The 25046-nt window shown below is 73.9% G+C and carries 28 protein-coding genes and 1 tRNA gene; 18 read left to right on the forward strand and 11 right to left on the reverse strand.

Annotation, left to right across the window (positions count from 1 at the left end):
• Positions 1-4 precede the first annotated feature (4 nt).
• Together lysA and argS are read right to left on the reverse strand one after the other, a co-directional pair.
• Positions 5-1462, reverse strand: coding sequence for a diaminopimelate decarboxylase (gene lysA / locus A3CO_RS0125285; protein ID WP_018335054.1), 1458 nt, complete (start codon positions 1460-1462; stop codon positions 5-7).
• Between the two features lie 4 nt (positions 1463-1466).
• Positions 1467-3119, reverse strand: a complete 1653-nt coding sequence (gene argS, locus A3CO_RS0125290) for an arginine--tRNA ligase (RefSeq protein WP_026204997.1) — start codon at positions 3117-3119, stop codon at positions 1467-1469.
• A gap of 103 nt (positions 3120-3222) precedes the next feature.
• On the opposite strand from argS, the gene A3CO_RS34280 reads away from it, so the two are divergent.
• The 11 genes from A3CO_RS34280 to A3CO_RS0125345 all read left to right on the forward strand — a co-directional run bounded on the left by A3CO_RS34280 (position 3223) and on the right by A3CO_RS0125345 (position 10357).
• Complete coding sequence (locus A3CO_RS34280; RefSeq protein WP_084682181.1) at positions 3223-4053, forward strand: thioredoxin-like domain-containing protein; 831 nt, start codon at positions 3223-3225, stop codon at positions 4051-4053.
• Positions 4050-4754: a DUF305 domain-containing protein gene (locus tag A3CO_RS0125300; protein WP_018335059.1), complete on the forward strand. Its 705-nt coding sequence runs from the start codon at positions 4050-4052 to the stop codon at positions 4752-4754. Before A3CO_RS34280 ends, A3CO_RS0125300 begins: the two co-directional genes overlap by 4 nt.
• Positions 4755-4815: 61 nt before the next feature.
• Positions 4816-4887, forward strand: a tRNA-Arg gene (locus A3CO_RS0125305).
• Between the two features lie 29 nt (positions 4888-4916).
• A complete protein-coding gene (locus A3CO_RS36325; RefSeq protein WP_026204998.1) occupies positions 4917-6221 on the forward strand; it encodes a glycosyltransferase in 1305 nt (434 codons plus the stop codon).
• 89 nt (positions 6222-6310) lie between these two features.
• A complete protein-coding gene (locus A3CO_RS0125315) occupies positions 6311-6778 on the forward strand; it encodes a hypothetical protein (RefSeq protein WP_157647838.1) in 468 nt (155 codons plus the stop codon).
• Positions 6775-7029, forward strand: coding sequence for a monovalent cation/H+ antiporter complex subunit F (locus A3CO_RS0125320; RefSeq protein WP_018335061.1), 255 nt, complete (start codon positions 6775-6777; stop codon positions 7027-7029). The genes A3CO_RS0125315 and A3CO_RS0125320 overlap by 4 nt, the downstream gene beginning before the upstream one ends.
• A complete protein-coding gene (locus tag A3CO_RS0125325; protein ID WP_018335062.1) occupies positions 7026-7295 on the forward strand; it encodes a monovalent cation/H(+) antiporter subunit G in 270 nt (89 codons plus the stop codon). Before A3CO_RS0125320 ends, A3CO_RS0125325 begins: the two co-directional genes overlap by 4 nt.
• A complete protein-coding gene (locus A3CO_RS0125330; protein ID WP_018335063.1) occupies positions 7292-7534 on the forward strand; it encodes a DUF4040 domain-containing protein in 243 nt (80 codons plus the stop codon). Before A3CO_RS0125325 ends, A3CO_RS0125330 begins: the two co-directional genes overlap by 4 nt.
• Entirely contained in the window at positions 7531-8262 is a 732-nt protein-coding gene (locus A3CO_RS0125335; protein ID WP_018335064.1) for an MnhB domain-containing protein, read from the forward strand. The genes A3CO_RS0125330 and A3CO_RS0125335 overlap by 4 nt, the downstream gene beginning before the upstream one ends.
• Entirely contained in the window at positions 8259-8618 is a 360-nt protein-coding gene (locus tag A3CO_RS0125340; protein WP_018335065.1) for a sodium:proton antiporter, read from the forward strand. The genes A3CO_RS0125335 and A3CO_RS0125340 overlap by 4 nt, the downstream gene beginning before the upstream one ends.
• Positions 8615-10357, forward strand: a complete 1743-nt coding sequence (locus A3CO_RS0125345; RefSeq protein ID WP_018335066.1) for a complex I subunit 5 family protein — start codon at positions 8615-8617, stop codon at positions 10355-10357. The genes A3CO_RS0125340 and A3CO_RS0125345 overlap by 4 nt, the downstream gene beginning before the upstream one ends.
• On the opposite strand, the gene A3CO_RS0125350 is transcribed toward A3CO_RS0125345, so the two are convergent.
• Both A3CO_RS0125350 and A3CO_RS36330 read right to left on the reverse strand, forming a co-directional pair.
• Positions 10358-10792 carry a PPOX class F420-dependent oxidoreductase gene (locus A3CO_RS0125350; RefSeq protein WP_018335067.1) on the reverse strand — a complete coding sequence of 145 codons (435 nt, stop codon included), beginning with the start codon at positions 10790-10792 and terminating at the stop codon, positions 10358-10360.
• A 30-nt stretch (positions 10793-10822) separates the two neighbouring features.
• Entirely contained in the window at positions 10823-11788 is a 966-nt protein-coding gene (locus tag A3CO_RS36330; RefSeq protein ID WP_018335068.1) for an alpha/beta fold hydrolase, read from the reverse strand.
• Positions 11789-11849: 61 nt separating this feature from the next.
• Between A3CO_RS36330 and A3CO_RS34295 the strand changes: the two genes are divergently transcribed.
• A complete protein-coding gene (locus A3CO_RS34295) occupies positions 11850-12752 on the forward strand; it encodes an SAM-dependent methyltransferase (RefSeq protein ID WP_018335069.1) in 903 nt (300 codons plus the stop codon).
• An 18-nt stretch (positions 12753-12770) separates the two neighbouring features.
• Here the strand turns inward: A3CO_RS34295 and A3CO_RS0125365 are convergent, their stop codons facing one another.
• The 3 genes from A3CO_RS0125365 to A3CO_RS0125375 all read right to left on the reverse strand — a co-directional run bounded on the left by A3CO_RS0125365 (position 12771) and on the right by A3CO_RS0125375 (position 15249).
• The gene (locus tag A3CO_RS0125365; RefSeq protein ID WP_018335070.1) at positions 12771-12974 is read right to left on the reverse strand and encodes a hypothetical protein; all 204 of its coding nucleotides are present in this window, start codon (positions 12972-12974) and stop codon (positions 12771-12773) included.
• A 60-nt stretch (positions 12975-13034) separates the two neighbouring features.
• Positions 13035-13991 (reverse strand): DNA polymerase domain-containing protein, encoded by a 957-nt coding sequence (locus A3CO_RS0125370; RefSeq protein WP_026205000.1) that lies wholly within the window; start codon positions 13989-13991, stop codon positions 13035-13037.
• 205 nt (positions 13992-14196) lie between these two features.
• A complete protein-coding gene (locus tag A3CO_RS0125375; RefSeq protein ID WP_018335072.1) occupies positions 14197-15249 on the reverse strand; it encodes a CobW family GTP-binding protein in 1053 nt (350 codons plus the stop codon).
• Positions 15250-15273: 24 nt separating this feature from the next.
• Between A3CO_RS0125375 and A3CO_RS0125380 the strand changes: the two genes are divergently transcribed.
• Positions 15274-16458: a CaiB/BaiF CoA transferase family protein gene (locus tag A3CO_RS0125380; protein ID WP_026205002.1), complete on the forward strand. Its 1185-nt coding sequence runs from the start codon at positions 15274-15276 to the stop codon at positions 16456-16458.
• Positions 16459-16462: 4 nt separating this feature from the next.
• Here the strand turns inward: A3CO_RS0125380 and A3CO_RS0125385 are convergent, their stop codons facing one another.
• Positions 16463-17335 carry a 4-hydroxyphenyl-beta-ketoacyl-CoA hydrolase gene (locus A3CO_RS0125385; protein WP_018335074.1) on the reverse strand — a complete coding sequence of 291 codons (873 nt, stop codon included), beginning with the start codon at positions 17333-17335 and terminating at the stop codon, positions 16463-16465.
• 30 nt (positions 17336-17365) lie between these two features.
• Between A3CO_RS0125385 and A3CO_RS0125390 the strand changes: the two genes are divergently transcribed.
• Positions 17366-18214 (forward strand): IclR family transcriptional regulator, encoded by an 849-nt coding sequence (locus tag A3CO_RS0125390; RefSeq protein ID WP_245561594.1) that lies wholly within the window; start codon positions 17366-17368, stop codon positions 18212-18214.
• A 4-nt stretch (positions 18215-18218) separates the two neighbouring features.
• Here the strand turns inward: A3CO_RS0125390 and A3CO_RS38455 are convergent, their stop codons facing one another.
• Both A3CO_RS38455 and A3CO_RS0125400 read right to left on the reverse strand, forming a co-directional pair.
• Positions 18219-18371 (reverse strand): hypothetical protein, encoded by a 153-nt coding sequence (locus tag A3CO_RS38455; RefSeq protein WP_018335076.1) that lies wholly within the window; start codon positions 18369-18371, stop codon positions 18219-18221.
• A 128-nt stretch (positions 18372-18499) separates the two neighbouring features.
• Positions 18500-20173 (reverse strand): ABC-ATPase domain-containing protein, encoded by a 1674-nt coding sequence (locus tag A3CO_RS0125400; RefSeq protein ID WP_018335077.1) that lies wholly within the window; start codon positions 20171-20173, stop codon positions 18500-18502.
• Positions 20174-20217: 44 nt separating this feature from the next.
• Here A3CO_RS0125400 and A3CO_RS0125405 point away from each other — a divergent pair, with 44 nt between their 5' ends.
• The 3 genes from A3CO_RS0125405 to A3CO_RS0125415 are packed head-to-tail and all read left to right on the forward strand — an operon-like array spanning position 20218 to position 21844.
• The gene (locus A3CO_RS0125405; RefSeq protein WP_018335078.1) at positions 20218-20589 is read left to right on the forward strand and encodes a hypothetical protein; all 372 of its coding nucleotides are present in this window, start codon (positions 20218-20220) and stop codon (positions 20587-20589) included.
• Between the two features lies 1 nt (position 20590).
• Positions 20591-20980, forward strand: coding sequence for a hypothetical protein (locus tag A3CO_RS34300; protein WP_018335079.1), 390 nt, complete (start codon positions 20591-20593; stop codon positions 20978-20980).
• 12 nt (positions 20981-20992) lie between these two features.
• A complete protein-coding gene (locus A3CO_RS0125415) occupies positions 20993-21844 on the forward strand; it encodes an alpha/beta fold hydrolase (RefSeq protein WP_018335080.1) in 852 nt (283 codons plus the stop codon).
• 463 nt (positions 21845-22307) lie between these two features.
• Here the strand turns inward: A3CO_RS0125415 and A3CO_RS0125420 are convergent, their stop codons facing one another.
• On the reverse strand, positions 22308-23093 hold the full coding sequence (locus A3CO_RS0125420) for a siderophore-interacting protein (protein ID WP_018335081.1): 786 nt from the start codon (positions 23091-23093) through the stop codon (positions 22308-22310).
• A gap of 66 nt (positions 23094-23159) precedes the next feature.
• Here A3CO_RS0125420 and A3CO_RS0125425 point away from each other — a divergent pair, with 66 nt between their 5' ends.
• Complete coding sequence (locus A3CO_RS0125425; RefSeq protein WP_018335082.1) at positions 23160-25025, forward strand: glycoside hydrolase family 15 protein; 1866 nt, start codon at positions 23160-23162, stop codon at positions 25023-25025.
• Positions 25026-25046 lie beyond the last annotated feature (21 nt).

Consider the following 25046-nt stretch of genomic DNA (forward strand, 5'->3'; position numbering starts at 1 on the left):
CCGCTCACAGCACCTCCAGGCGCGCCAGGTCGTCGAGGGTCTCGCGGCGCAGCATCGTCCGGTCCGCCCCGTCGCGGACCGCGACGACGGGCGGCCGCGGGACCTTGTTGTACGCGCTCGCCATCGCGTAGCAGTACGCCCCGGTCGCGCCGACGGCCAGCAGGTCGCCGGGCGCGAGGTCGGCGGGCAGCCAGCAGTCGCGGACCACGACGTCGCCGGACTCGCAGTGCTTCCCGACCACCCGGCAGAGCACGGGGGTGTCCCCGCCCGGATTCGCAGCGCCGGGCTCCGCCGTCACCGCGGACCGTGACACCAGCCGACAGTCGTAGGCGGCGTCGTAGAGGGCGGTGCGGATGTTGTCGCTCATCCCGCCGTCGACCGAGACGTAGCGGCGGCGCGCTCCTCCGCCCAGCTCGACGTCCTTGAGGGTGCCGACGGTGTAGAGCGTGACCGTCCCCGGTCCCGCGATGGCCCGGCCCGGCTCGACCGCGATCCGCGGCACCGGGATGCCCGCCCGCTCGCACTCGCGCCCGACGATCGCGTGCAGCTCGCCGGCCAGCCACGACGCCGTCCGGGGCTGGTCGGCGGTGGTGTAGGCGATGCCCATCCCGCCGCCGAGGTCGATCAGCGCGCTCGCGGTGTCGGCGAGGTCCCCGTGCTCGGCCCGGATCTCGGCCAGCAGCCCGACCACGCGCCGTGCGGCGAGCTCGAAGCCGCCGGCGTCGAAGATCTGCGACCCGATGTGCGAGTGCAGCCCCACCAGGCGCAGCCCGCGCGACTTCAGCACGCGGCGCGCCGCCTCGGCGGCGTCCCCACCCGCGAGCGAGAAGCCGAACTTCTGGTCCTCGTGCGCGGTCGCGATGAACTCGTGGGTGTGGGCCTCGACGCCCACCGTCACGCGCACCATCACGTCCGCGGTGACGTCCCGACGACGGGCGAGGTCGTCCAGGCGGGCGATCTCGGCGAACGAGTCGACGACGATCTTGCCGACGCCGGCCGCCAGGGCGGCGTCGAGCTCGGCGACCGACTTGTTGTTGCCGTGCATCGCGATCCGCTCGGGCGGGAAGTCGGCCCGCAGCGCCGTCGCGAGCTCGCCCTCGCTGCAGACGTCGAGGCCCAGACCCTCGTCGGCCACCCAGCGGGCGACCTCGGTGCACAGGAATGCCTTCGAGGCGTAGTGCACGAGCGCGGGGTCGCCGTAGGCCTCGGCGTGGTCGCGACAGCGGGAGCGGAAGTCGGCCTCGTCGACGACGAACAGCGGCGTGCCGTGGCGTTCGGCGAGGTCCCGGACGTCGACGCCGGCGAGCCGCACGACCCCGTCGTCGTGCCGGGCCGCGTGCCGGGGCCACACGACCTCAGGCATGAGGTCGAGGTCGGCGCCGGTGCGCGGGACCGGGCCGGGGATGTCGTGGGCCGGCAGGACGTCGGCGTGCCGGGGCCCGGCGGGGTGGGCGCGGGTCATGCGGTCACATCCGTTCCGGGGCGGAGACACCGAGCAGGCCGAGCCCGGACGCGAGCACCGTCCGGGCCGCCTCGCAGAGGGCCAGGCGGGCCGTGTGCAGCGGGCCGGGCTCCTCGTCGCCCTGCGGCAGCACGCGGCAGGTGTCGTAGAAGCGGTGGTAGGCGCCGGCGAGCTCCTCGAGGAAGCGCGCGACCCGGTGCGGCTCGCGCAGCGCGGCGGCCGAGGCCAGCACCCGGGGGAACTCGCCCAGGGTGCGGATGAGGTCGCCCTCGCGGGGCTCGACGAGCAGCGCGAGGTCGGGGTCCTCGCGGCCCACCCCCAGGTCGGCGGCGTTGCGGGCCAGGGCGGAGAGCCGGGCGTGCGCGTACTGCACGTAGAACACCGGGTTCTCGTTCGTGCGCCGACTGATGAGGTCGAGGTCGATGTCGAGCACCTGGTCGACGCTGGAGCGGGTCAGCGTGTAGCGGGCGGCGTCGACGCCGACCGCGTCGACCAGGTCCTCGAGCGTGATGATCGTGCCCGCCCGCTTCGACATCTTCACCGGCTCGCCGTCCCGCAGCAGGTTCACCAGCTGCCCGATGAGCACCTCGACCCGCGCCGGGTCGTCGCCGAACGCGGCGGCCACGGCCTTGAGGCGGTGGATGTAGCCGTGGTGGTCGGCGCCGAGCATGTAGATGGCGAGGTCGGCGCCGCGCGCCCGCTTGTCGCGGTAATAGGCGATGTCACCCGCGATGTAGGCGGGCCGGCCGTCGGACTTGATGACGACGCGGTCCTTGTCGTCGCCGTGCTCGGTGGAGCGCAGCCACCAGGCGCCGTCGGCGAAGTAGAGGGCGTCGTCGTCCTTGAGCTTCTGCACCGAGTCCTCGACCGCGCCGGAGGCGTGCAGCGCCAGTTCGGACGACCAGACGTCGAAGTGGGTGCCGAAGGACTCCAGCGACGTGCGCATCTCGTCGAGCATCACCGCGACGCCGAGCCGCTTGAACGCCTGGAGCTGCTGGTCCTCGGGCTGCTCGAGGATCCCGGGCTCGGTCTCGACGACCCGGGCCGCGACCTCGGCGACGTAGGCGCCGCCGTAGCCGTTCTCCGGCACCGGACGACCCTGGGCGGCGGCGATGAGCGACTCGGCGAACCGGTCGATCTGCGCTCCCGCGTCGTTGACGTAGTACTCCCGTGTCACGGCCGCGCCCTGGGCCTCGAGCACGCGTCCCAGGGCGTCGCCGACCGCCGCCCACCGGGTGCCGCCGAGGTGGATCGGGCCGGTGGGGTTCGCGGAGACGAACTCGAGGTTGATCGCCTGCCCGGTCAGCGCGTCGCCGTGGCCGTAGCCCTCGCCCTGGTCGAGGATCTCCGCGACGATCCCGGCCTGGGCGTCGGCGGCGAGCCGCAGGTTGAGGAAGCCGGGGCCGGCGACCTCCGCGGCGGCGACCCCGTCGGTGGACTCGAGCCGCTCGGCGAGCCATCCGGCGAGGTCGGCGGGCTTCACGCCGGCCTTCTTCGCGCTGCGCAGGGCGAGGTTGGTGGCGTAGTCGCCGTGCTCGGGGTTGCGCGGGCGTTCGACGGTCACCTCGTCGGGCAGCGCCCCCGTGTCCAGCCCGCGCTCGGTCAGCACGTCGACGGCGACGGCGTGCAGGAGATCGGCGAGCGCAGCGGGTGTCACGTCCACCGAGTCTAGGGAGCGCCTGCCAGCGGGTACGCCGGTGGCCGCCGATCACCCCGGGTAGGGGGAACTCACGCTCAGCTCATCCCTAGACTCGGGAGACATGGCGAGTGGACGCTCCACGGGGACCCCGCAGCGTGGCAAGGGTGGTCGTCCACCGCAACGTGGCAAGAACCCCGTCGCGGGGGCGCGGCGGCGGACCTCCTCGGCCGGGCGGGCGGCGCCGAAGAACCGGCAGGTGCCCTGGCTGCTGATCGGCGCGATCGTGGTCGTCCTCGCCCTCATCGGCGGCATCGGGTTCTTCCTCTTCGACCGGTCCGCGCAGATCAGCCCCTGGCGCCCGAGCAGCGACAACAAGGACCCGTCGCTGGCCATTCCCGGGATCGTCACGCAGTCCTACCAGGGCCAGCACCACGTGACGCCGCAGCAGCGGGTCGCCTACGACCGGCTGCCCCCGTTCGGCGGCCCGCACGACGGGTACTGGGCGGCCTGCAACGGGCAGGTCTACTCGCAGCCGGTGCGCAACGAGAACATGGTGCACTCCCTGGAGCACGGCGCGGTGTGGATCGCCTACGACCCGACGCGGGTCAGCGGCGCCGCGCTCGACACCCTGACCGCCAAGGTGCAGGGCCAGAACCAGATGATGATGTCGCCCTACCCCGGCCTCGACCAGCCGATCTCGCTGCAGTCGTGGGGCCACCAGCTCAAGGTCACCGACGCGAACGACCCGCGGATCGACCAGTTCATCACGTCGCTGAAGGGCAACCCCAACGGCGTGTACCCCGAGGTCGGCGCCAGCTGCGACGCCCTCGGCCCGGGCTACTTCGACCCGGCGAACCCGCCCGCATTCGACCCGCCGCCCTACCCGCGGAACGCGCTGCCGATGAACTACCAGGGCACCTCCGGCGCCGGCGGGATGGGAGGCACCGGATGACGGCCTCGTCCGTGAGCTCCCCGCCCGAGCCGCCCGTCGTCGACGACGAGTTCGACGAGGGCGACGGCGGCGGCTGGTGGTCGAACTCGCCGGGCTGGGCCAAGGGCGTGCTCGCCGCCGGTGTGGTGCTGATCCTGCTGCTGGCCGGCGGTCTCGCAGGGGCGGTGATCGGGCAGCGCACCGCCCCGACCTACGGCCCGGCGGCGGGCTCGATCGACGTCGGCTTCCTGCAGGACATGAGCGTCCACCACCGCCAGGCGATCCAGATGGCGGTGTGGGAGCGGTCCAACACGACCGACCCGGCGCTGCGGCAGCTCGCCTTCGACATCGAGTCCTCGCAGACCCAGCAGCTGGGCATGATGCAGGGCTGGTTGCAGTTGTGGGCGCAGCCGACCGAGTCGGCGCCCGGGAACTACATGGGTTGGATGGGCATGCCCGTGCCGTCCATGCCGGGCATGGCCTCCGAGGCGGACCTGCAGCGCTTCCGGGCGGCCACGGGGTCGCAGCTCGACGTCGCGTTCCTGCAGCTGATGCTGCGCCACCACCGGGGCGGGCTGTCGATGATGCAGGCCGCGGCGGCCGGGGCGTCGGTCCCCGCGGTCCAGGCGCTGTCGTCCTCGATGGTCGCGTCGCAGACCGCGGAGGCGACGACGATGACGCAGCTGCTCGCGCAGCGGGGTGCTGCACCCCTGCCGATGTGATCGGCCCGGGCCCCACCCGCGTGATCACCGGAGCCGATGCAGTACTGTCGACGCCGGTACCGCCCCCGTAGCTCAGGGGATAGAGCACCGCCCTCCGGAGGCGGGAGCGCAGGTTCGAATCCTGCCGGGGGCACCCACACCGCAGTTCTCTACGATCGCCGCATGGGCGACCGGTTGATCTTCCAGCTCGGCACCAACAACTGGCAGCGCGGCGGCGAGTTCGCGCCCGGGTCGGGAATTCTCCACGAGGCGCACCACCGCGCCTACAACGAGATCGACGGCGTCCGCGCCTACTCGATGTACCCCTCGCGCGTGCAGCGGTTCCGCGAGGAGGACGTCCGCGTCTTCGAACTCGACCACGACATCCCGATCTGCGAGTCGGTCTCCCCCGTCTCGAGCTACCGCTGGCACGGGATGGGCCCGGACGAGGTCGACGCCTACCGCGCGCGCCTGACCCGCGAGGTCACGGCGTTCATGGACGAGGTCGAGGCGTCGACCGGCGACGAGTTCACCCTCGCGATCGCCCACCACGCCTTCATGAACCCCGTCGTCATGCGGGACGTCATCGCCGCGCGCGTCGAGGCGGGCAAGCCTCGCATCCCGCTCGTGTGCTTCGTGCACGGCACCGAGCTGAAGATGTTCCACAAGGAGCAGGCCGGACAGGAACCCGAGGAGTTCCCGCTGCGGTTCCTGCCGTTCATGCAGCAGGAACACATCTTCCCCGGCGGCGTGGACGTCGTCGCGTCGATCTCGTCCGAACAGATCGACGCCTTCGCCGACGTGTTCCCGGACTTCCCGCGCGACCGCATCGTGCTCTCGCACAACGGCTACAACGACCGCGTCTTCCGCGAGTCCGACACCGATCCCGCGCAGGCGCTCGCCCAGCTCGCCGACGACGTGCCGGACTTCGAGGCCGTCGTGGCCTTCTGCGGCAAGTTCGCCGACTGGAAGCGTCTGGACGCCCTGCTGCGCGCCGCGGCACAGTACGAGCAGGAGGACCGCCGCATCGTCACGGTGGTCGCCGGCGGCGGGCCGGAGGAGCAGCAGCGCGCCATGCGCGACCTCGTCGCCGAGCTCGACCTGCAGCGCGTCGTGTTCCTCGGGCCACGCCAGCAGGAGGACCTCGCGACCATGTTCGCCGCCGCCGACGTCGGGGTGTTCCCCTCCTACCGCGAGCCGTTCGGCCTCGTGTTCCTGGAGTGCATGGCGTGCGGCACCCCGGTGATCGGCGCGGACTCCGGCGGCCCGCGGGACTTCGTCACCCCCGAGGTCGGTGTCCTCGTCCCCGAGACCGACGACCGGCAGGCCCTCGCCGACTCCCTCGTCGCCGCGATCGACCGCGCGCTCGACGAGGACTGGAAGCACACGAAGGGCCCGGGGGCCGCGGCCTACGCCCGGGAGAAGTTCAGCGTCGTCCGGCAGGTCTCGGACCTGCTCACCGAGGTGGACCGGCTCACCGGAGGCTGAACCGGCGCGGCCCGAATCGTGAGGGGAGGATCCGAGCGCTCTTGTGGCGCGAGGGTTCCCCTCACGCCGGAGTGGGCAAGTCCGCGCCCATGCTGAGGACCGGCGCCGGCGTGGTCACGGGGACGGCGCTGCTCGTGGTGCTGTGGGTCTCCACCCTCACCACCGTCAACGTCGTCGAGCTGGTCGCCGGAACGGTCTGCGCCCTCGTGTGCGCGGGCGTCGGGCTGGCCACGCGGCGGACGCTCGGCATCGCGCAACGACCGCGGTGGGCGTGGCTCGGGTGGCTGCGGTACCTGCCGGGAGCCGTCGTCGGGGACCTGGGGCGGCTCGTCGTCGGGATCGTCCGGGCCCGGCGCGACGGGACGCCGCTGGGGACGACGCGCACGCTCACGCTGCCCGAGGAGCACCACGCGCGGGCCGACGCCCGGCGGGCGCTCGGCACGATCGCGATCGGCGCGACGCCCGGCAGCTACGTGCAGGAGAACGAGAAGGGCAGCCTCGAGCTGCACGCGCTGGGCGACGAGCCCACCGCGCTGGAGCGGGCGGTCGCCCGGTGAGCCCCTTCGAGGTCGCGGCCGGGGTCCTGCTGCTCGCCCTCGTCGGCCCCGCCCTGCTGCTGAGCGCGCGCGGCACCGCCGCCCAGCGGCTCGTCGGGCTCCAGCTCGCGACGGCGCTGACGGTCCTGCTGCTCACGGTGCTGTCCGTCGCCTTCGGCCAGACGAGCATGCTCATCGTCCCGCTCGTCCTGGTGCTCCTCGCGTTCGCCGGGACGCTCGTGTTCACCCGCCTGCTCCGGCGCCGCTCGTGACCGTCGTGATCTGGGTGCTCGTCGCCCTCGCCTGCCTGGTGGTGATCGGCGTCTGCGTCGGTGCGTTTCTCGTGTCCACGACCGCCGAGCGCCTGCACGTGGTCACCCCGCTGACCACGGTGGCCGGACCGCTGCTCGGCCTCGCCTGCGTGCTCAGCCTCGGGGTGTCGACGTCCTCGCTCGGCGTGCTCGTCATCGTCGTGCTGCTCGCGGTCGCCGCTCCCGTGCTGCAGGTCGCGCTCGCGCGGACGGATCCGCCGTCGTGAGCCCGGTCCTGCTGCTGGTCGCCCTGCTCGGCGTCGCGGTCGCGGGCGGCGTGGTCGCCCTGACCCGGGACCCCGAGAAGCAGGCCGTGACGCTCTCGGCGTTCGGGCTCCTGCTCGGCGTCACGTTCGTGCTGTTCGACGCGCCCGACGTCGCCCTCTCGCAGCTCGCGATCGGCGCCGCCATCGTGCCGCTGCTGGTGATGCTGACCGTCCGCACCGTGCGCCGGCGGCAGCGATGAGCCCGCGGGTCCGGCTCGTGCTGTTCCTCCTCGGCGCCGCCGGGTTCCTGACGACGGGGGTGCTCGCGGTGCTCGGCGCCCCGCCGGTCGGCACCGACGTCCACCCCTACCGCGACGCGGCCGTCGCGGGGGCGCTCGCCCACGCGACCGCGAACGTCGTCTCCACCGTGAACTACGACCAGCGCGCCCTCGACACCCTCGGCGAGGAGACGATCCTGCTCGCCTCGGTGACCGCCGCCGTCGCCCTGCTCCGCCCCGCCGACGACGAGCGGGTCGACGTGCCCCCACCCGACGTCGTCCGGTCCCGCTCCCCCGCGACCCGACTCGCCGGCTGGCTCCTGCTCCCGGCGACCCTGCTCGTCGGCCTCGACGTCGTGCTCCACGGCCACCTGACGCCCGGCGGGGGGTTCCAGGGCGGCGTCGTGCTCGCCACGGCGGTGCACCTGCTCTACCTCGCGGGCAGCTTCGCCGCGCTGGAACGGCTCCGGCCGCGACGGTGGGCACCGGTCGCCGAGCCCGTCGGGGCGCTGGGCTTCGTCGGGCTCGGCGTCGCGGGCTCGGTCGCGGGCGTCGGGTTCCTCGGCGGGGTGCTGCCGTTCGGCACGCTCGGCGACCCGCTGTCGAGCCCGACCGTGATCCTGCTCAACGTCGCGGTGGGGATCGGCGTCGGCTTCGGGCTCGTGGTGCTGGTCGCCCAGTTCCTGCGCCAGGAGGTGCTGGTCCGGTGACGACGCTGCTCACGGTCGTCGCGTTCGGCACGGCGTTCTGGCTGGTGGTGGTGGGTGCGTACGGCATCCTGCGCAGCGACGACCTGGTGCACGCGGTGGTGTCGCTGTCGGTCGCGCAGTCCGGCACGTACATCCTGCTGCTGGCCGTCGGCTACCAGCGCGACGCGACGATCCCGATCCTCGGCGCGGGCGGCGCCGGCAGCACGCCGATCGTCGACCCCGTGGTGCAGGCGATGACCCTCACCGACGTCGTCGTCTCCGCGACCGTCACCGCGCTCCTGCTCGCCCTCACCGTGCAGATCGCGAAGCGGCACGGCACCGTCGACCCGGACGCGCTGCGCGAGCTGCGGGGATGACCACGCTCTCGCCGGTGGGCGTCGTCGCCGGCCCCATCGTCGTCGCGGCCCTCCTGCTGGTGTGCGGGCGGTGGCTGCCCCGCCCCGTCGTCGACGGGGTCGCGATCCTCACCACGGCCGCCGTCGGGGTCTCCGGCGCCTTCCTGACGCCGGGTGCGGTCACCGCGGGCGGCTGGCCGGCGGGGGTCGGCATCCCGCTCGTCGTCGACGGCGCCTCCCGCGTGCTCGTCACCCTCGTCGGGACGCTCGCGACCGTCGCCCTGCTCTTCTCGTGGCGCTACTTCTCCGACGTCGAGGCCCACTTCCAGGGGCTCGTCCTGCTGTTCGTCGCGGGGCTCGGCGGCTTCGCCCTCTCCGGCGACCTCTTCGACATGCTCGTGTTCTTCGAGCTCATGGGCGCCTGCGGGTTCGCATTGGCGGCGTACAAGATCGAGGAGGCGCGCTCGCTGCAGGGCGGGCTGACGTTCGGGATCGTCAACTCCCTCGGCGCGTACCTGACGCTCTGCGGCATCGGCCTGCTCTACGCCCGCACCGGCACGCTCGGGCTCGCCCCGCTCGGCGCGGCGCACCTGCCGGCCGACACCGCGACCGTGGCCGCCTTCGTCCTGGTGTCGACGGGGTGGCTGGTCAAGGCCGCGGTCGTCCCGTTCCACTTCTGGCTCGCCGACGCCCACGCCGTCGCCCCCACCCCGGTGTGCGTGCTCTTCTCGGGCGTGATGGCGCCGCTGGGCGTGTACGGCCTCGCCCGCGTGCACGCGGTGGTGTTCGGCGCGCTCGACGTGACGGTGGCGCTCACCGTGCTCGGCCTCGTCACCGCGGTGCTCGGCGCCGTGATGTGCGTGCTCCAGCGCAACGTGAAGCGGCTGCTCGCCTACTCGACGATCGCGCACATCGGCACGTTCGTCGTGGCCGTCGCCGTCTCGTCCCCGGAGGCGTCGGCGGGCTGGCTGACCGACGTGGTGGGCCACGCCGGCGTCAAGGGCGCCCTGTTCCTGCTGGTGGGGGTCCTGCTGGCCCGGCACGGCAGCGTCGACGAGATCGAGCTCGGCGGGTCGTGCCGTCGGTCCCGCGGCATCGCCGCGCTCATGGCCCTGGGTGGGCTGGCCCTGGCCGGACTCCCGCCCTTCGGGTCGGCGCTCGGCAAGGGCCTGATCGAGCAGGCCGTCCCCGTGCCGGTCGCCGTGGTCCTCACGCTCGTCGCGGTCCTCACCGGCGCGGCGGTGCTACGGGTGGCGCTGCGCCTCGTCGGGATCGGCCCGCTCCCTGCCGACCGCGCCGACGACGTACGCACGACCGGTGAGGGCGAGGAGCGCGAGACCCGCCGGCTGGAGCGCCTCCCGGTGACGATGCTCGCCGGGCCGGTGCTGCTGCTCGGCGGCTCGCTCGCCGTCGGGCTCCTGACGCCGGGTGTGCTCGGCGCCGCCGGCACGGCGCTCGTCGACGGCGCCGGGTACCGGGACCTCGTGCTCGGCGGCGTCCCCCCGACGACGCCGCCGGCCGAGGTCGCGTGGTCGGCGTCGGGACTCGTGGTCGGGACCGCCGCGGCCGTCGTCGCCGTGCTCCTCGCCCTCGGCGCCGTGTACGCCGGGCGGCTGCCGACGGTCCTGCGACGCCGGGTGCCCCGGCAGAACCGCGCGGTGCTCGGGCTCGAGCGCCTGCACTCGGGGCACGTCGGGGACTACGTCGCCTGGGTGTTCGTCGGGATCACCGCGCTCGGCGCGCTCGTGCTGCTGGGGTGATCAGTCGCTGGTGTCGACGTTCTGGTCGATGATCGTCTGGCGGTGCGGGGTGATCCAGAGGATGACGCGCTCGGACTTGATGGCCTCCGGCGGGTAGTCCTTGCCGAAGTACTTGCGGGCCACCTCGTCGATGTGCTTGCGGGCCTCGTCGCCGGTGGTGAACTCGGTGACCTCGCCGCGCACCTCGGCGTAGCGGTAGGGGTCCTTCTCGTCCCGGATGAGCACCGTGATCCGCGGGTCGCGCTGCAGGTTCTGGTAGCGCTTCCGGTGGGTCTCGGTGTTGAGGACGAGGCGGCCGTCCTTGATCGCGACCCACAGGATCTGCGACTGGATCAGGCCGCTGGGCAGGATCGTGGAGACCGCGGCGAAGTTCGCGCCGGACGCGAGCTCCTTGGTCATGGGGTGCAGGTCGGGACCGTTGCGGGTGTCAGCCATGCGGCCCGGGTGCCCACCCGACCCGTCCGCTCACCCGAGCCGATCGAGCAGCGGTGTGACGGCCGCCTGGAAGCGGTCGGGCTCCCCGAGCAGGGCGAGATGGCGGGCGTCGGGCAGTTCGGTCACCAGGGTCGTGTGCACCCGGTCCGCCATCGCCGCCGCGTTCCCGCGGTCGAAGCTCGTGTCCAGGGACGAGAACACGATCGCGACCGGGACGCGGACCTGCCGCTCCTGGTCGTCGGTCAGCCCGATGAGCGGTTGGCGCGCGATCGCGAGCAGTGCGGAGACCCCGCCCGGCGTCAGGAAGGGTGCGCGCCAGCGGTCGATCGCCGCGTCGTCGACGGGGCACCCCGACCCGCACTGGTTCTCGACGAGGCTCCGGACCGGGCCGCGGTGCCGCACGATCGCGGTGACGACCGCGGGTCCCACCGGCGGCAGGGTCAGGGCCGTGCGCAGGCCCCCGCCGCCCGGGCTGCTGCGGTCGGTGCCGAAGTACGGCGTGCCGTCGCCGTTGGCCGCGACGACCCCTCCCAGTGCCGTCGGGTTCCGCAGTGCGAGCGAGAGGGCGATGGCGGCGCCGAGGGAGTGACCCAGGACGACGGGCCGGGTCAGGTGCAGGGCGCCGATCAGCCCGGCGAGCTGGTCGGTGTCGGAGGCGAGCGTGTAGGGCCCGACGTGGGCGGTGAAGCCGTAGCCGCGGACGTCGTAGGCGTAGACGTCTCGGTCGGCGGCGAGGCGCGGGCCCAGCCGGGAGAACACGTAGGTCGACTCCGCGAAGCCCGGCACCAGGACGAGGGGGGCCTTGCCGGAGGGGTGCAGCGCCGGCCAGTGCTCGACGTGGGTGGGCACGCCGGCCGCGTCGACCGTGGCGCCGGGGACGTCGACCGCCACCCGCACGGGGGCGAGGTCGTCCCACGCGAGGTAGAGCCCGGACGCCGCGAGGAGCACGATCACGACCGTCAGCAGCGTGATCCCGATCCGTCGCAGCCAGCGCACCGGCCCACCCTGCCAGTCCGGGAGATTGTTAGGCTGCACAAGTACCGGGTATCCCGCGATCATGCGGACCGCGGACGACCGGTGGGACATCGTCTCGAGCGTGGGCTGGACCGCGCTCATGGTGGCGGCGGGGCGGGCCGTCGAGAGCCACCGCCCCGACCCCCTGGTCGAGGACCCCTACGCCGAGCTCTTCGTGGCGCGGGCGGACACCCCGCAGCCGGTGCCCACGCGGCCCGACCAGCCGTGGCCGGACCCCGAGCGCGTGGGCGACGAGACGACGGGGGTCGACGAGTTCTGGGCCCTGATGTCGACCTACCAGGGCGTGCGCAGCCGCTTCTTCGACCGTGCCCTGCTCGACGCCGGGGTCGACCAGGTCGTCCTGCTCGCCGCCGGTCTCGACGCCCGGGCCTACCGCGTCGACTGGCCCGCCGGGACGACCGTGTTCGAGATCGACCAGGACCAGGTCCTCGCCTTCAAGGACGAGGTCCTGACGACGGCGGGGGCGCAGGAGCGCTGCCGGCGCGTGGCGGTGCCCGTCGACCTGCGCGACGACTGGGTCGGCGCCCTGCGCGCGGCGGGCTTCGACGACACCCGTTCGTCCGCGTTCCTCGCCGAGGGCCTGCTGCCGTTCCTGCCGGCGGCGGCCGAGTCCGACCTGCTGCACCGCGTCGGGACCCTGACCGCGCCCGGGAGCACCGTGGTCGTCGAGAACTTCGCGAGTGCGTTCGCCCAGCTCCGGCACGACCCGGTGCTGCCGCGCTTCGGGCGCCCGTTCGGCGTCGAGATGGTCGGGCTCGTCGACATGACCGAGCCGCGGCCGCACCCGGCGGACGAGCTGCGCCGCGACGGCTGGGACACGAAGGTCACGCCGGCGGTCGACGTGGCCGCGCAGTGGGGCCGGCCGCTGCCGACGATGGCGACGGGGACGACGCTGGACAGCGAGTTCGTGGTGGCCCGCCGCTGAGGCCGACCCGTCGTCGGGTCAGCCCGCCGCGACCTGCGGCCCGGGCTCCTGGAGGGCGACGAGCCGGTCCACCGACTCGCGGACGGCCCGCAGCTCGGTGACCACGGCCTCCAGCTGCGTCACGTTGGTGACCTTCAGCTCCGCGAGCACCCGCTCGAGCAGGGCGTTGGTGATGATGAGCGCGTCCTTGACGGGGCCGATCCCGGCCAGGTCTCCGAGCACGGTTCCTCCTCGGTACGACGGTGTAGTCGATACCGAAGGTACCTGATACTCGGGGTTCCGTCAGCTGTCACCCCGCTCGGCCGCCCGCTTGCGGCGCTTCCCCTCGTGCATCGCCGCAACGCGGGCGACGGGGATGGTGTGCCCCTCGTCGATCAGGTCCTGCGGGATCGGCCGGGCGTCCCCGAGCCGCTCGGTCCAGGTCGGGCCCTCGAGGAACCGCTCCGGGGTGCGCACCGTGATCTCCCGCGGGATCACGGTGTCGAGGTCGTCCCAGTCCACCGGGCAGCTCACGGGCAGGCCGGGCCGGACCCGCGGGCTGTAGGCGGCGACGACCGTCGCCCCGCCCGCCCGTGTGGCGTCGAGGAACACCTTGCCGCCGCGGTCGGCCCGGATGAACGCGGTGGTCGTGGTGTCGGGCTCGAGCTTCTCGGCCCGCGCGGCGACCGCCCGCGTGGCCGCGTGCACGTCCTCCATGGCCGCGGGCCGGATCGGCGTCACCACGTGCAGCCCCTTCGCGCCGGAGGTCTTGACGGCGGGCTCGAACCCGGCCTGCTGCAGCACGCTCCGCACCGCGCGGGCGGCCGCGACGACCGGCGCGAGGTCGGCACCCTCGGGCGGGTCGAGGTCGATCACGAGGTGGGTCGGCGTGCCCGGCTCGTCGGCCGTGGTCAGCGGGACGTGGTACTCGATCGCCCGCTGGTTGGCGAACCACAGCAGCGTCGCCCGGTCCCCGGCGAGCGCGTAGTGGACGTCGCGCTGCGAGCTCTCGGACCAGAACGTGACGGAGCGGATCCAGTCGGGCGCGCCCTTGGGCAGGTTCTTCTGCATGAACCGCTGGTCGCCGCGGGCGCGCACCACCGACAGGGGGCGGTTGCCGAGCAGCGGGAGCATGCGGTCGGCCACGGCGTCGAGGTGGTCGACGAGCTGCCGCTTCGTCACCGTGTCGTCCGCCAGCAGCGCCTGGTCGAGATGGGTCAGCCCGACGCCGTCGCGCGTCTCGTCCGGTTCGCTCGCCACCTCGGAGACGGTGGACGGCGGGGCGGAGCCGGTCAAGCCGGGGTCCCTCGGGGTGCCGCGGCCGTGATCACGTCGAGTGGACCGTCGGTGCTGTCGCGGCGAGCGACGTCAGCACTGACCGTCCACTCGACGTGATCATGGCGGGTTCCGGAGGACGGGGGCGTTTCCGGCGGGCGGCTCGGTCCGCCCCTGCGGCCGGCGTGGGTCAGGCCGAGGTCAGGTCGATCCGGTAGCGGGTCAGGGCCAGGGCCGCGTGTTCGGAGGGCGCCGGCTCGTCCTCGCGCACCACGCACGCCTCGAGGGACGCCCGGAGCGCGGGCTCGTCCAGGTCGGTGCCGATGAACACGAGACGCGCGCCGCGGGTGGTCAGGCGTCCGGGCGCCGGGCGGACCCGGATCGCGGTGCCGACCGTCTGCACCTCCCAGACGTCCGGGGTCTCCGACAGGACGCCACCCCCGCGCTCCTCCTCCCCCGTCGCTCCGTTGGGAAGCCGCACGATCCCCTTGCTGCGCACCACACCGGCCGGACCGGACTCGAGGAGCGCGGCGAGCCGACCGGCGTCGAGCGGACGCTCCGCGGCGAACGACACGCTGGAGGCGGCCATGTGCGGGTGCTCGCCGTCGGCCTCGCGGAGCAGGACGTCGAGGGTCAGCTGCGCGGGCTGCGGGCGGCGCACCGGGTCGACGAACAGGGCCGGGTCGAGCGCCCCGTGCGAGGTCCCGACGACGGCGCCCGGCGCCACGGCGCGGACGGCCTCGACGGCGCCCGAGGACCCGGGCCGGTCCAACCCGTTCACGACGGCGAGGTCGGCGAGGCGGGCGTGGTCGAGGTCCGGTGCGCACGCGTCGAGCACGGCGACGAGGCCGCCGTACACGGCGTGCGGGTCGGGCGAGGCGAGCAGCAGCCGCACCAGTTCGCGCGGCTCGGCGAGACCGCTGGCCTCCACGACGACGAGGTCGAGCCCGGTCTCGGGCGCGACGAGGTCGGCGAGCACCCCGGAGAGCCCGTCCGCGTCGGTCACGCAGCACAGGCAGCCGTTGGACAGCGCGGTCACCGACGAGGCCTGCCCGGCGACGAGCATCGCGTCGATCCCGAGGGCGCCGAAGTCGTTCACCACCACGCCGATCCGTGTCCCGTCGGCGTGGCGCAGCAGGTGGTTGACCAGCGAGGACTTCCCGACCCCGAGGTGGCCCGCGACGAGGACCACGGGGACGGACCGGACGCCCAGCGCAACGGAGCCGGACCCTCGGTGCTGCATGCATCGAGCATAGGGTCGGTGATCGTGCGTCCTCTGGAAGGCATCCGTGTCCTGGACCTGTCGAGGGTGCTGGCGGGCCCCTTCGCCACGCAGTGGCTGGGCGAGATGGGCGCCGACGTCATCAAGGTCGAGCCCCCGGACGGCGACGACACCCGCGGGTGGGGTCCGCCGTTCCTCGGCGACGACGAGCACCGGCTGTCGCTCTACTACCTGTCCACCAACCGCAACAAGCGCGGCATCGTGCTCGACCTGTCCACCGAGCACGGGCAGGACGCCGCGCGACGGCTCGCCGACCGCGCCGACGTCCTCGTCGAGAACTTCCGCCCCGGCACCCTGGAGCGATGGGGGCTGGACTACGACACCCTCACCGCGCGCAACGAGCGGCTGATCCACCTCGCGATCTCGGGGTTCGGGCAGACCGGGCCGTACCGCGACAAGCCCGGCTACGACGTCCTCGCCCAGGCCATGGGCGGGATCATGAGCGTCACCGGGGAGCCCGACGGTCCGCCGACGAAGATCGGGCTGCCCGTCGCGGACCTCAACGCCGGCACGTGGGCGATCGTCGGGGTCCTCATGGCCCTGCACGCCCGGCACACCACGGGACGCGGCCAGTACCTCGACGTGTCCCTGCTCGACGCGCAGACCGTGTGGCACACGTGGGCCGCGCAGAACGTCTTCCACGACGCCCCGCGGGCGCGGCGGCTCGGCGCGGCGCACCCGACGGTGGTGCCCTACCAGCCGATGGCGTGCGCCGACGGCACGCTGGTGGTGGCCGTGGGCAGCGAGCGGCTGTGGCGGCGGTTCTGCGGGGTGCTCGCGCTCGATGAACTGGTCGACGACCCGCGCTTCGCCACCAACGCCGACCGTGCCGGGCGGCGCGAGGAGCTGATGGCCGTCGTCGAGAAGGTCATGACGCAGCAGCCCGTCGCGCACTGGGCGGAGCGCTTCGAGGCGGCCGGGGTGCCGTCCGGCCCGATCAACACCCTCGACGACCTCTACGCCGACCCGTGGTCGCAGGAGCGCGGCCACCACGTGACGCTGGAGCAGCCCGGGATCGGCACGTACGTCGGGACCGGCTTCCCCGTCCACGTCTCCGGCGAGGCCGCCACCCCGCCGGCGCCGTCCGGGCCGCCGCCGACGATGGGGCAGCACACGTCCGAGGTACTCCGTGAGCTCGGCTACACCGACGACGAGATCGCGCGCTTCTGAGGTCTCACAGTCTCAGCAGCCGGCGGGCGTTGTCCTTGAGGATGCGCGGGCGGACCTCGTCGGGGAGGTCGAGCGTGGCGAAGTCGCGCCGCCAACGGTCGGGCGTGAGCACCGGGTAGTCGGATCCGAACAGGACCTTGTCGGCCAACCAGCGTCCGGCCGCGCGGACGAGCTGCGGCGGGAAGTACGTCGGCGACCACCCGGAGAGGTCGATGAACACGTTGGCCTTGTGCGTGGCGATCGAGATGGCGGCGTCCTGCCACGGCACGCTCGGATGGGCCATGACGATCGTCAGCTCGGCGAAGTCGGCCGCGACGTCGTCGAGCAGCATCGGGTCGGAGTAGCGCAGCTTGATGCCGCGCCCGCCCGGCAGGCCCGCACCGATCCCCGTCTGACCGGTGTGGAAGACGACCGGGACGCCGAGTTCGGTGATCGCGTCGTAGAGCGGGTAGTACCGGCGGTCGTGCGGCTCGAAGCCCTGCAGGCTCGGGTGGAACTTGAAGCCCCGCACACCGTGGTCGGCGACGAGCGTGCGGATGCGCCGGACCGAGGCGGCCCCGCCGTGCGGGTCGACCGAGCCGAACGGGATCAGCACGTCGGCGTGGGCGGCGGCGCGGTCGGCGATCTCCTCGCTCGACAGGGCCGGGTGGCCGGTCGCGCTGCTCGCGTCGACGGTGAAGACGACGGCCGCGGTGTTCCGCTGGCGGTAGTACGCGGCGATGTCCTCGACGGTCGGGGTCCGGTTCTCCCCGGCCTTGAAGTAGCCGGCCGACGCGTCGAGCAGTTCCGGGTCGAGCGAGCAGTGACCGTGCGCGTCGGCCTCGACGTGCACGTGCACGTCGATCGCGTCCAGGGCATCGAGGGCGGAGCTGTCCATGCGCCCACCACACCATCAAGGAACCTTGTGATGCACCTCGCCGATGTGGTCACATCGCAGGCGATGCCCCACCGCACCGCCGCGAGCCGCGTCCTGGACGTCCTCGGCGCCTTCGGGCCCGAGCACCGCGCCCTGAGCCTCTCCGAGATCGGGCGCCGGGCCGGCCTGTCGCTGTCGACCACGCACCGCCTGGTCGGCGAGCTGTCCGCGTGGGGCGGGCTGGAGCGCGGCGAGGACGGCCGGTTCTCGATCGGCCTGCGCCTGCTCGAGCTCTCCGCCCTCGCCCCGCGTGGTCTCGGGCTCCGCGAGATCGCGTTCCCGCACCTCGACGACCTGCACCGGGCGACGGTCGGGAACGTCCACCTCGGCGTGCGCGACGGGCACGAGGTGGTCTACGTCGAGACCCTGCGCTCGCGGCGCAGCGCCCCCGTGACCAGCCGCGTCGGCGACCGCTGGCCGCTGCACGCGACCGGGACGGGCACGGTCCTGCTCGCCCACGCCGACCCCGCCGACGTCGACGAGGTCCTCGCCCGTCCGCTCGCCCGCTACACGGCGCGCACGCTGGTCGACCCGCACCTGCTGCGGACCCGCCTCGCCCGCGTCCGCCGCGACGGCGTCGCCGTACTGCGCGGGGAACTCACCGACGGTGCCCTCGCGGTCGCCGTGCCCGTCCACGACCAACGGGGCGACGTCACCGCCGCCCTGAGCCTCGTCGTGCACGACGACGAGACCGCACCGGGCGAGCTGCCCGCCGTCCTGACCGCCGTGGCCGCGCGGATCCGGCGCGCCCTCGAGGCCGCGGGGCACGGGGAGCCGGCCACACCCGTCGTCGGGACGACCCCCGCACGACCGGTCGGGCGCCCGCTGCGGGTGGGCTGATCCGCTACCGCGGGACGTGGCGCAGGGCCTCCTCCGGGGCCTCGCGCGGCGAGGGGACGGGCGCGCGCCCGGCCGCCTCGACCCAGGCCGCCATCGCGGTGCGGTAGAACTCCCACCGCCGCTCGTCGTCCCTGGTCTCCATCGGCATCGCGCCCACGACCCGCCCCCTCCGCACTCCCCCTCGGCAGCCCCCCGCCGTCGCAGAGCGTTCCACAGTCGCGCGCCCTACTGGTCGGTCGTCACTCGTTCAGCCCATCGCAATCAGACCTTCCGGCCACGGAGCGTCTATCGACGCAGGGCGTGCACCCGCAGCGACCGCAGCCGGTTCAGCGCCGCCGCGATCTCGTGGCGGCGCGGCAGGGCGAGGTCGGCCGGGTCCCGCGGGCCGTCCCGCAGCGCGTCGACCCCCTCGCGGGCGATCTGGGCGTCGACGAGGTCGAGCCCCTCGGCGAGCGTGATGTCGCCGTCGAGGACGTGGTCGCCCAGCAGTGCCATCGCGCGCCCGATGCCGGTCACCTGCGAGCGGTCGACGACCTGCTCCACGGCGGACAGGTCGACGTCGTCCTCGCCGAACGTCAGCGTGTCCACCCCACGGGCGGTGATGCGCCGCTTCCCCTGCCGCCCGGACGGGTCCAGCGAGCCCGGGTCGACCACCCGCGCGGCGACGGCCGGGAACCCGGAGTGCTCCTGCGTGCGGCCGGGGGTCGCGGCGGCGATCTCGTGCGCCCGCGCCGTCACCTCGCTCGCGGTGTACGACGACATCATGATCACGGTGTCGGCCACCCCGAGGTAGTCGCCCGACCCGCCCATCACCAGCACCGACGACACCCCGCGCTCGGCGTGCAGCGGACGGATGCGCTCCACGAACGGCACGAGCGGCTCGGTCGCGATGAGCTGCTGCATGCGGGCGTCGCGGATCATCATGTTGGTCGCGGACGTGTCCTCGTCGACGAGCAGCACGCCCGCCCCGGCCTCGATCGCCTCCACCATCGACGCCGCCTGGCTCGTGGAGCCCGACGCGTTCGTCGTCGAGAAGTCGTCGGTCGGCTCCCCCGACGGCAGGTGCGAGACGAACGCGGACACGTCGCTGCGCACGACGCTGCGCCCGTCCTCCGCCCGCACCTTCACGGCGTCGACCCGCGCGACGACCTGCTCGCGCCCGTCGCCCGGCCCGTGGTCGTGCACGCCGGCCTCGATCGCGCGCAGCAGCGTCGACTTCCCGTGGTAGCCGCCGCCGACGATCAGCGTCACGCCCTCCGGGATCCCCATCCCGACGACGGGTCCCGCGTTCGGCGTCGCCAGCGTCACCCGGAGGCCCTCGGGCGCCGCGATCGGAACCGCGCGCTCCAGGGGGCGGTCGTCGATGCCCGAGCGGCGGGGCAGCACGGCGCCGTCGGCGACGAACGCGACCAGTCCCCGGTCGGCCAGCGCGCCGCGGAGGGCGACCGCGTCCTCGACCGTGGCGGCGAACGCGCGAGCCGCACCGCGGTCGTCGTCGGGAAGGCCCTCCCAGCGCAGCGTGGCGACCGCGGCCGGCAACGTCTCCCCGAGCAGCGTCGCGGCCTCGCGGCCGAGGATGCGCCGTCTCGGGCCGGGCAGGGGCGCGCCGAGTTCGACGACGACCGTGCCGTCGGGGTGCACGCGCCCGGCCGTCCGGTCGAGCACCTCCTGGCCGCCCGCGTCGAGCTGCAGGGGCGTCCCCCGGAGCTGCCGGTGGAGGCGGCGGAGCAGGAACGACGCGTGGGCGCGGCGCCGGTCGGCCGTGCTGGTCAGCTCGTCGGGGGCGGCGCCGGGGAGGGTGACCCGGACGCGTGACGGCGGGGCGAACGGGTCGGCCTGGGCGCGGAGGACCTCCAGGGTCCCGCCGTCGACGTCCCAGCTCCCGACCAGCGACCTGTACCGTCCGTAGCTCTGGCCGTCGAGGTCGCGGAGGGTGGCGGCGAGGTCACGTCGGGACATGGGCGCGAGAGTGCCCGACGCCCGCGGCGGCCATACTGGGGACCGTGATCGTTCTCCTCGCCTGGGTGCTCGGCGTGGCGGGCCTCGGCTGGGCGCTCTGGTGCGGGGTGTCGGCCCTGGTGGACCAGGCGCCGACGTACTACCACCGCCTCGCCCTCGTGGCCCTAGAGGTGCTCGCGCTGGCGCAGGTCGTGATCGCGGTCGTCCTGCTGGTGGTGGCGCCCGGACGGTCGGCCGGGGCGGTCGCGGAGATCGTCGGCTACCTCATCGCCCTGCTCGTGGTGCTGCCGATCGGCGCGGCCCTGGCCTACGGCGAGCGCAACCGGTACGGCTCGGTGGTGCTCGCGATCGCGGGCGTGACGTTCGCGGTGCTGGTGCTGCGGACCACGCAGGTGTGGGAGGTGACGGGTGTCTGAGGTGACGGAGCGCCGCCTCAACAGCGGGCCCGGGAAGGTCCTGCTGGCGGTCTACGTGCTGTTCGCGATCTCGGCGGGCGCCCGGGCGCTCTATCAGATCGCGACCCAGTTCTCGCTCGCCCCGCTCGCCTACCTGCTCTCCGCGTTCTCGGCCGCGGTCTACATCCTCGCCGCGGTGGCGATCGGGCGGCGACGGCGGCGGCTGGCCCTGGTCGCGGTGTGGATCGAGCTGGTCGGCGTGATCGGCATCGGGCTGTTCACGCTGCTCGCGCCGCAGGACTTCGCCGACGACACGGTCTGGACCGACTTCGGGATCGGCTACGGCCTCTTCCCACTGATCCTGCCGGTGCTGGGCCTGCTCTGGTTGTTCCGGTCCACCGATCGGTCCTGATACCGTACCGATGTGACCACGCACACGCTGTCGCTGCCCGGGGTGGAGCTCGTCCACGACGTGCTGGGCGCCGCCGACGGGCGGCCGCTGGTGATGATCGGCCAGCCGATGACGGCGGAGGGCTTCCACGCCCTCGCCGGGCACCTGCCGGAGCGGCGCGTCGTGCTGTATGACCCCCGCGGGCTCGGCCGGTCGGTGCGCTCCGACGGGGACGACACGTCGGTGCCGGAGGTCCAGGCCGAGGACCTGCACGGGCTGGTCGCGTCGTTGGATGCCGGCCCGGTCGACGTGCTCGCCTCCAGCGGCGGGGCGGTGACCGCCCTGGCGTGGGTGGCCGCCCACCCCGACGACGTCGCGACGCTCGTGGCCCACGAACCGCCGCTGCTCACCGTGCTCCCCGACGCCGAGGCCGCCGAGCGGGGCCACGACGCCGTCCGGCGCGCCTATGCCGAGCGCGGCTGGGGTGCGGGGATGGCGGCCTTCGTCGCGTACACGTCCTGGTCCGGCGAGTACACCGAGGAGTACCTCTCGCGGCCCGCCCCCGACCCGGCGATGTTCGGCATGCCGAGCTCCGACGACGGGTCCCGCGACGACCCGCTGCTCAGCGACCGCGCCCTCGCGATCGTCCGGTACCGGCCGGACCTCGAGGCACTGGCGGCCGCGCCCACGCGCGTGATCCTCGCGGTCGGCGAGGAGACCGGCGACACCTTTACCGGGCGCACCACCCGCGCCCTCGCCGACCAGCTCGGCCAGGACGTGGTCGTCTTCCCGGGCGGGCACGGCGGGTTCGCCGCCGAGGACGCGCCGTGGCCGGGACAGGCCAAGGCCTTCGCCGTGCGACTCCGCGAGGTCCTCGGGTCCTGACGGCCGGTCGGTGCGCGTCGCGCACACACTCGGGCGTCCCGGACGACCGACTCCGGCCACCCCTGCGCGTCGCGCACACAATTCGGCGGACCCGACGAGCGACCCCGTCGACTCCGACGCGTCGCGCACACAATCCGGCGCCCCGCACGATCGACTCCAGCCACCCCGACGCGTCGCGGACACATGTCGCGGTCCGCCGCCGAGATGCCGAGGTCCACATCAGGCAGGCGCGCCGCCGCCGGGACCTGCCCCACGTCACCCTCAGTGTCAGGGTCGGTGGTGCTGCTGGTGCGGTGGTAGCTCGCGAACCCACCTGTCGCCGCCCGACCCGCCGCGCTGTATGCGTCACGCGCAGGGGTCGCCAAGGTCGTTCGTCGAGACCGTCGGAATGTGTGCGCTACGCGTAGGAGTCGCCGGCTCTGGTCGGTCGACCCGCCGAACTGTGCGCGCCACGCGCAGGGGATCAGCCGAGCCCGGTGCCCTCCACCCCGCGGCGCCAGTAGCCATCGAGGTCGATCCACTCGGTGGGCAGCAGGTCACGGAGGCGCCGACGGACGGGCCGCAGCGCCGACGCCTCGGCGCCCATCCACACCAGGCCCTCCCCCTCGGGACGGGTCCAGGCCTGCACCGCGTCACCGAGCAGGGTCGTCGTCCCCGGCTCGGCGCCCTCCCGGTGCAGCCACTGCACCGTCATCCCCGCCGGGCCCGGCAGCGGCTGTTCCTCCGCGGCGTCCGCGACCTCGACGAACACGGTGCCGACCGCGGACGCCGGCAACGACCGCAGCCACCGACCGAGGGCCGGCAACGCGGTCTCGTCGCCGCCGAGGAGGTACCAGTCGCGCGGGTCGTGGCGCAGGGACGACCGCGGCCCGTACAGCCAGAGCGCCCCGCCCGGGTCCTCCACCCACGAGCCCGCGAGCCCGTGTCCGTGCCGGACGAAGTCGACCTCGACGACCCCGTCGGCGACCGACCGCAGCGTGTACTCCCGGTACGGGCGGGGCCGACCCGGCAGCGGAGCCACCAGCCCCCGCGGGCCGATCTCGGGGCGGGAGGCCTCGGCACCCGACGTCGGGAAGAAGAGCTTGGCGTGGTCGGTGGGGCCGGAGACCGGCAGCCCGTCGACGTCGCCGGCGAACCGCACCCGGCGCATCCGCGGCGTCAGGTCGACCACGCCGACGACCTCGACCCGCACCGGCTCGACGTCGTCGTGGGCCTGCGGGGAGATCACGGGGGCGTTGCGGACGACCATGTCGGGTCACCGTAATCGGTGACTCCCCGCGCCGGTCGCAGCGGTGGTACGGCACGATCCCGCTCCATGAGCGACGAGCGCACCGGGAGCCCGTTCCCGCCGATCGCCGACTACGGGTTCCTCTCCGACTGCGAGACCACCGCGCTGGTGGCGCCGAACGGTGCCGTCGAGTGGCTGTGCCTGCCGCGGATGGACTCGCCGAGCGTGTTCGGGGCGATCCTCGACCGCGACGCCGGAACCTTCCGCCTGCACCCCGACGGGGCCGACGTCCCCGCCGCCCGGCGCTACGTGCCCGGCACGATGGTGCTGGAGACGACGTGGTGCACGCGGTCGGGCTGGCTGCAGGTCCTCGACGTGCTGCTGATGGGCCCGTGGCACCACGAGACGGAGCGGTCGGGCTCGCACCGCCGCGCGCCCACCGACTACGACGCCGACCACGTCCTGCTGCGGGTCGCCCGTTGCCTCTCGGGGCAGGTGCAGCTGCGGATGGAGTGCGCGCCGGTCTTCGACTACGGCCGCGAGCCCGCGCGGTGGAGCTATCCCGACGGCGGGTACCGCGCGGCGCGCGCGTCCGGCGGCGGCTCGGACCTGCTGCTGACCACCGACACCAACATCGGGTTCGAGGGGACGCTCGCCACGTCGCGGACGCTGCTCAAGGAGGGCGAGTGGCGCTACGTCGCGCTCTCGTGGAGCGAACACGCGCCGCCTGCGAACGTCGACGAGGCGCTCGAGCGGCTCACCTGGACCGAGCACCACTGGCGGCACTGGCTCGACCGCGGCGACTTCCCCGACCACCGCTGGCTGCCCTACCTGCAGCGCTCCGCCCTGACGCTCAAGGGCCTGACGTTCGCCCCGACGGGCGCGATCGCGGCCGCCGCGACGACGTCGCTGCCCGAGACGCCGGGCGGCGAGCGGAACTGGGACTACCGGTACTCGTGGATCCGGGACTCTGCGCTCGCGCTCTGGGCGCTGTACGCCCTGGGCTTCGACTGGGAGGCCAACGACTTCTTCTACTTCGTCGCCGAGGCGGCCGAGGCGGCGGCCGGGCACCTGCAGATCATGTACGGCGTCGACGGGCGCTCGAAGCTCGACGAGGAGGTGCTCGCCCACCTCGACGGGTACGAGGGCGCCTACCCGGTGCGGATCGGCAACGGCGCCTACGACCAGGCCCAGCACGACGTCTGGGGTGCCGCGGTCGGCGCGATCTACCAGTACGTCCGGAGCCGGGACCGGCTCGACGACCGGCTGTGGTCGATCGTCGTGACGCAGGTCGAGGCGGCGCTGGAGAACTGGCGCGGACCCGACCGCGGGCCGTGGGAGGTGCGCGGCGAGCCGCAGCACTTCACCACGTCGAAGATCGCCTGCTGGCTCGCCGCGGACCGTGGTGCCCGACTCGCCGCGCTGCGCGGGGACGAGAAGCGCGAGGACCGCTGGCGCCGGGCGGCCGAGGAGATCCGCGAGGACGTCCTCACGCACGCCGTCGACGACCGCGGCGTCCTCTGCCAGCACTACGCGACCACCGGGCTCGACGCGTCGCTGCTGCTCATGCCGATCGTCGGGTTCCTCTCCCCCGACGACCCGCGCTGCCGGGCGACCGTGCTCGCGATCGCCGACGAGCTCACCCAGGACGACCTGGTGCTGCGCTACCTCGTCGAGGACACCGACGACGGGCTCTCCGGCGAGGAGGGCACGTTCACGATCTGCTCGTTCGCCCTGGTCTCGGCGCTGGCCGTGATCGGCGAGGTGGACCGGGCGACCGCGCTGTGCGAGAAGCTCCTCGGTGCTGCATCGTCGCTGCACCTCTACGCCGAGGAGATCGACCCCCACTCCGGGCGGCACCTGGGCAACTTCCCGCAGGCGTTCACGCACCTGGGTCTGATCCAGGCGGTCATGAACATCGTGCGCGCCGAGAAGCGGGCGGCGCGGCGGTAGTCCCCTCGTGACAGCGGAGCG

The organism is Actinomycetospora chiangmaiensis DSM 45062 (assembly GCF_000379625.1).
In the GTDB taxonomy this organism is placed as follows: Bacteria; Actinomycetota; Actinomycetes; order Mycobacteriales; family Pseudonocardiaceae; genus Actinomycetospora; species Actinomycetospora chiangmaiensis.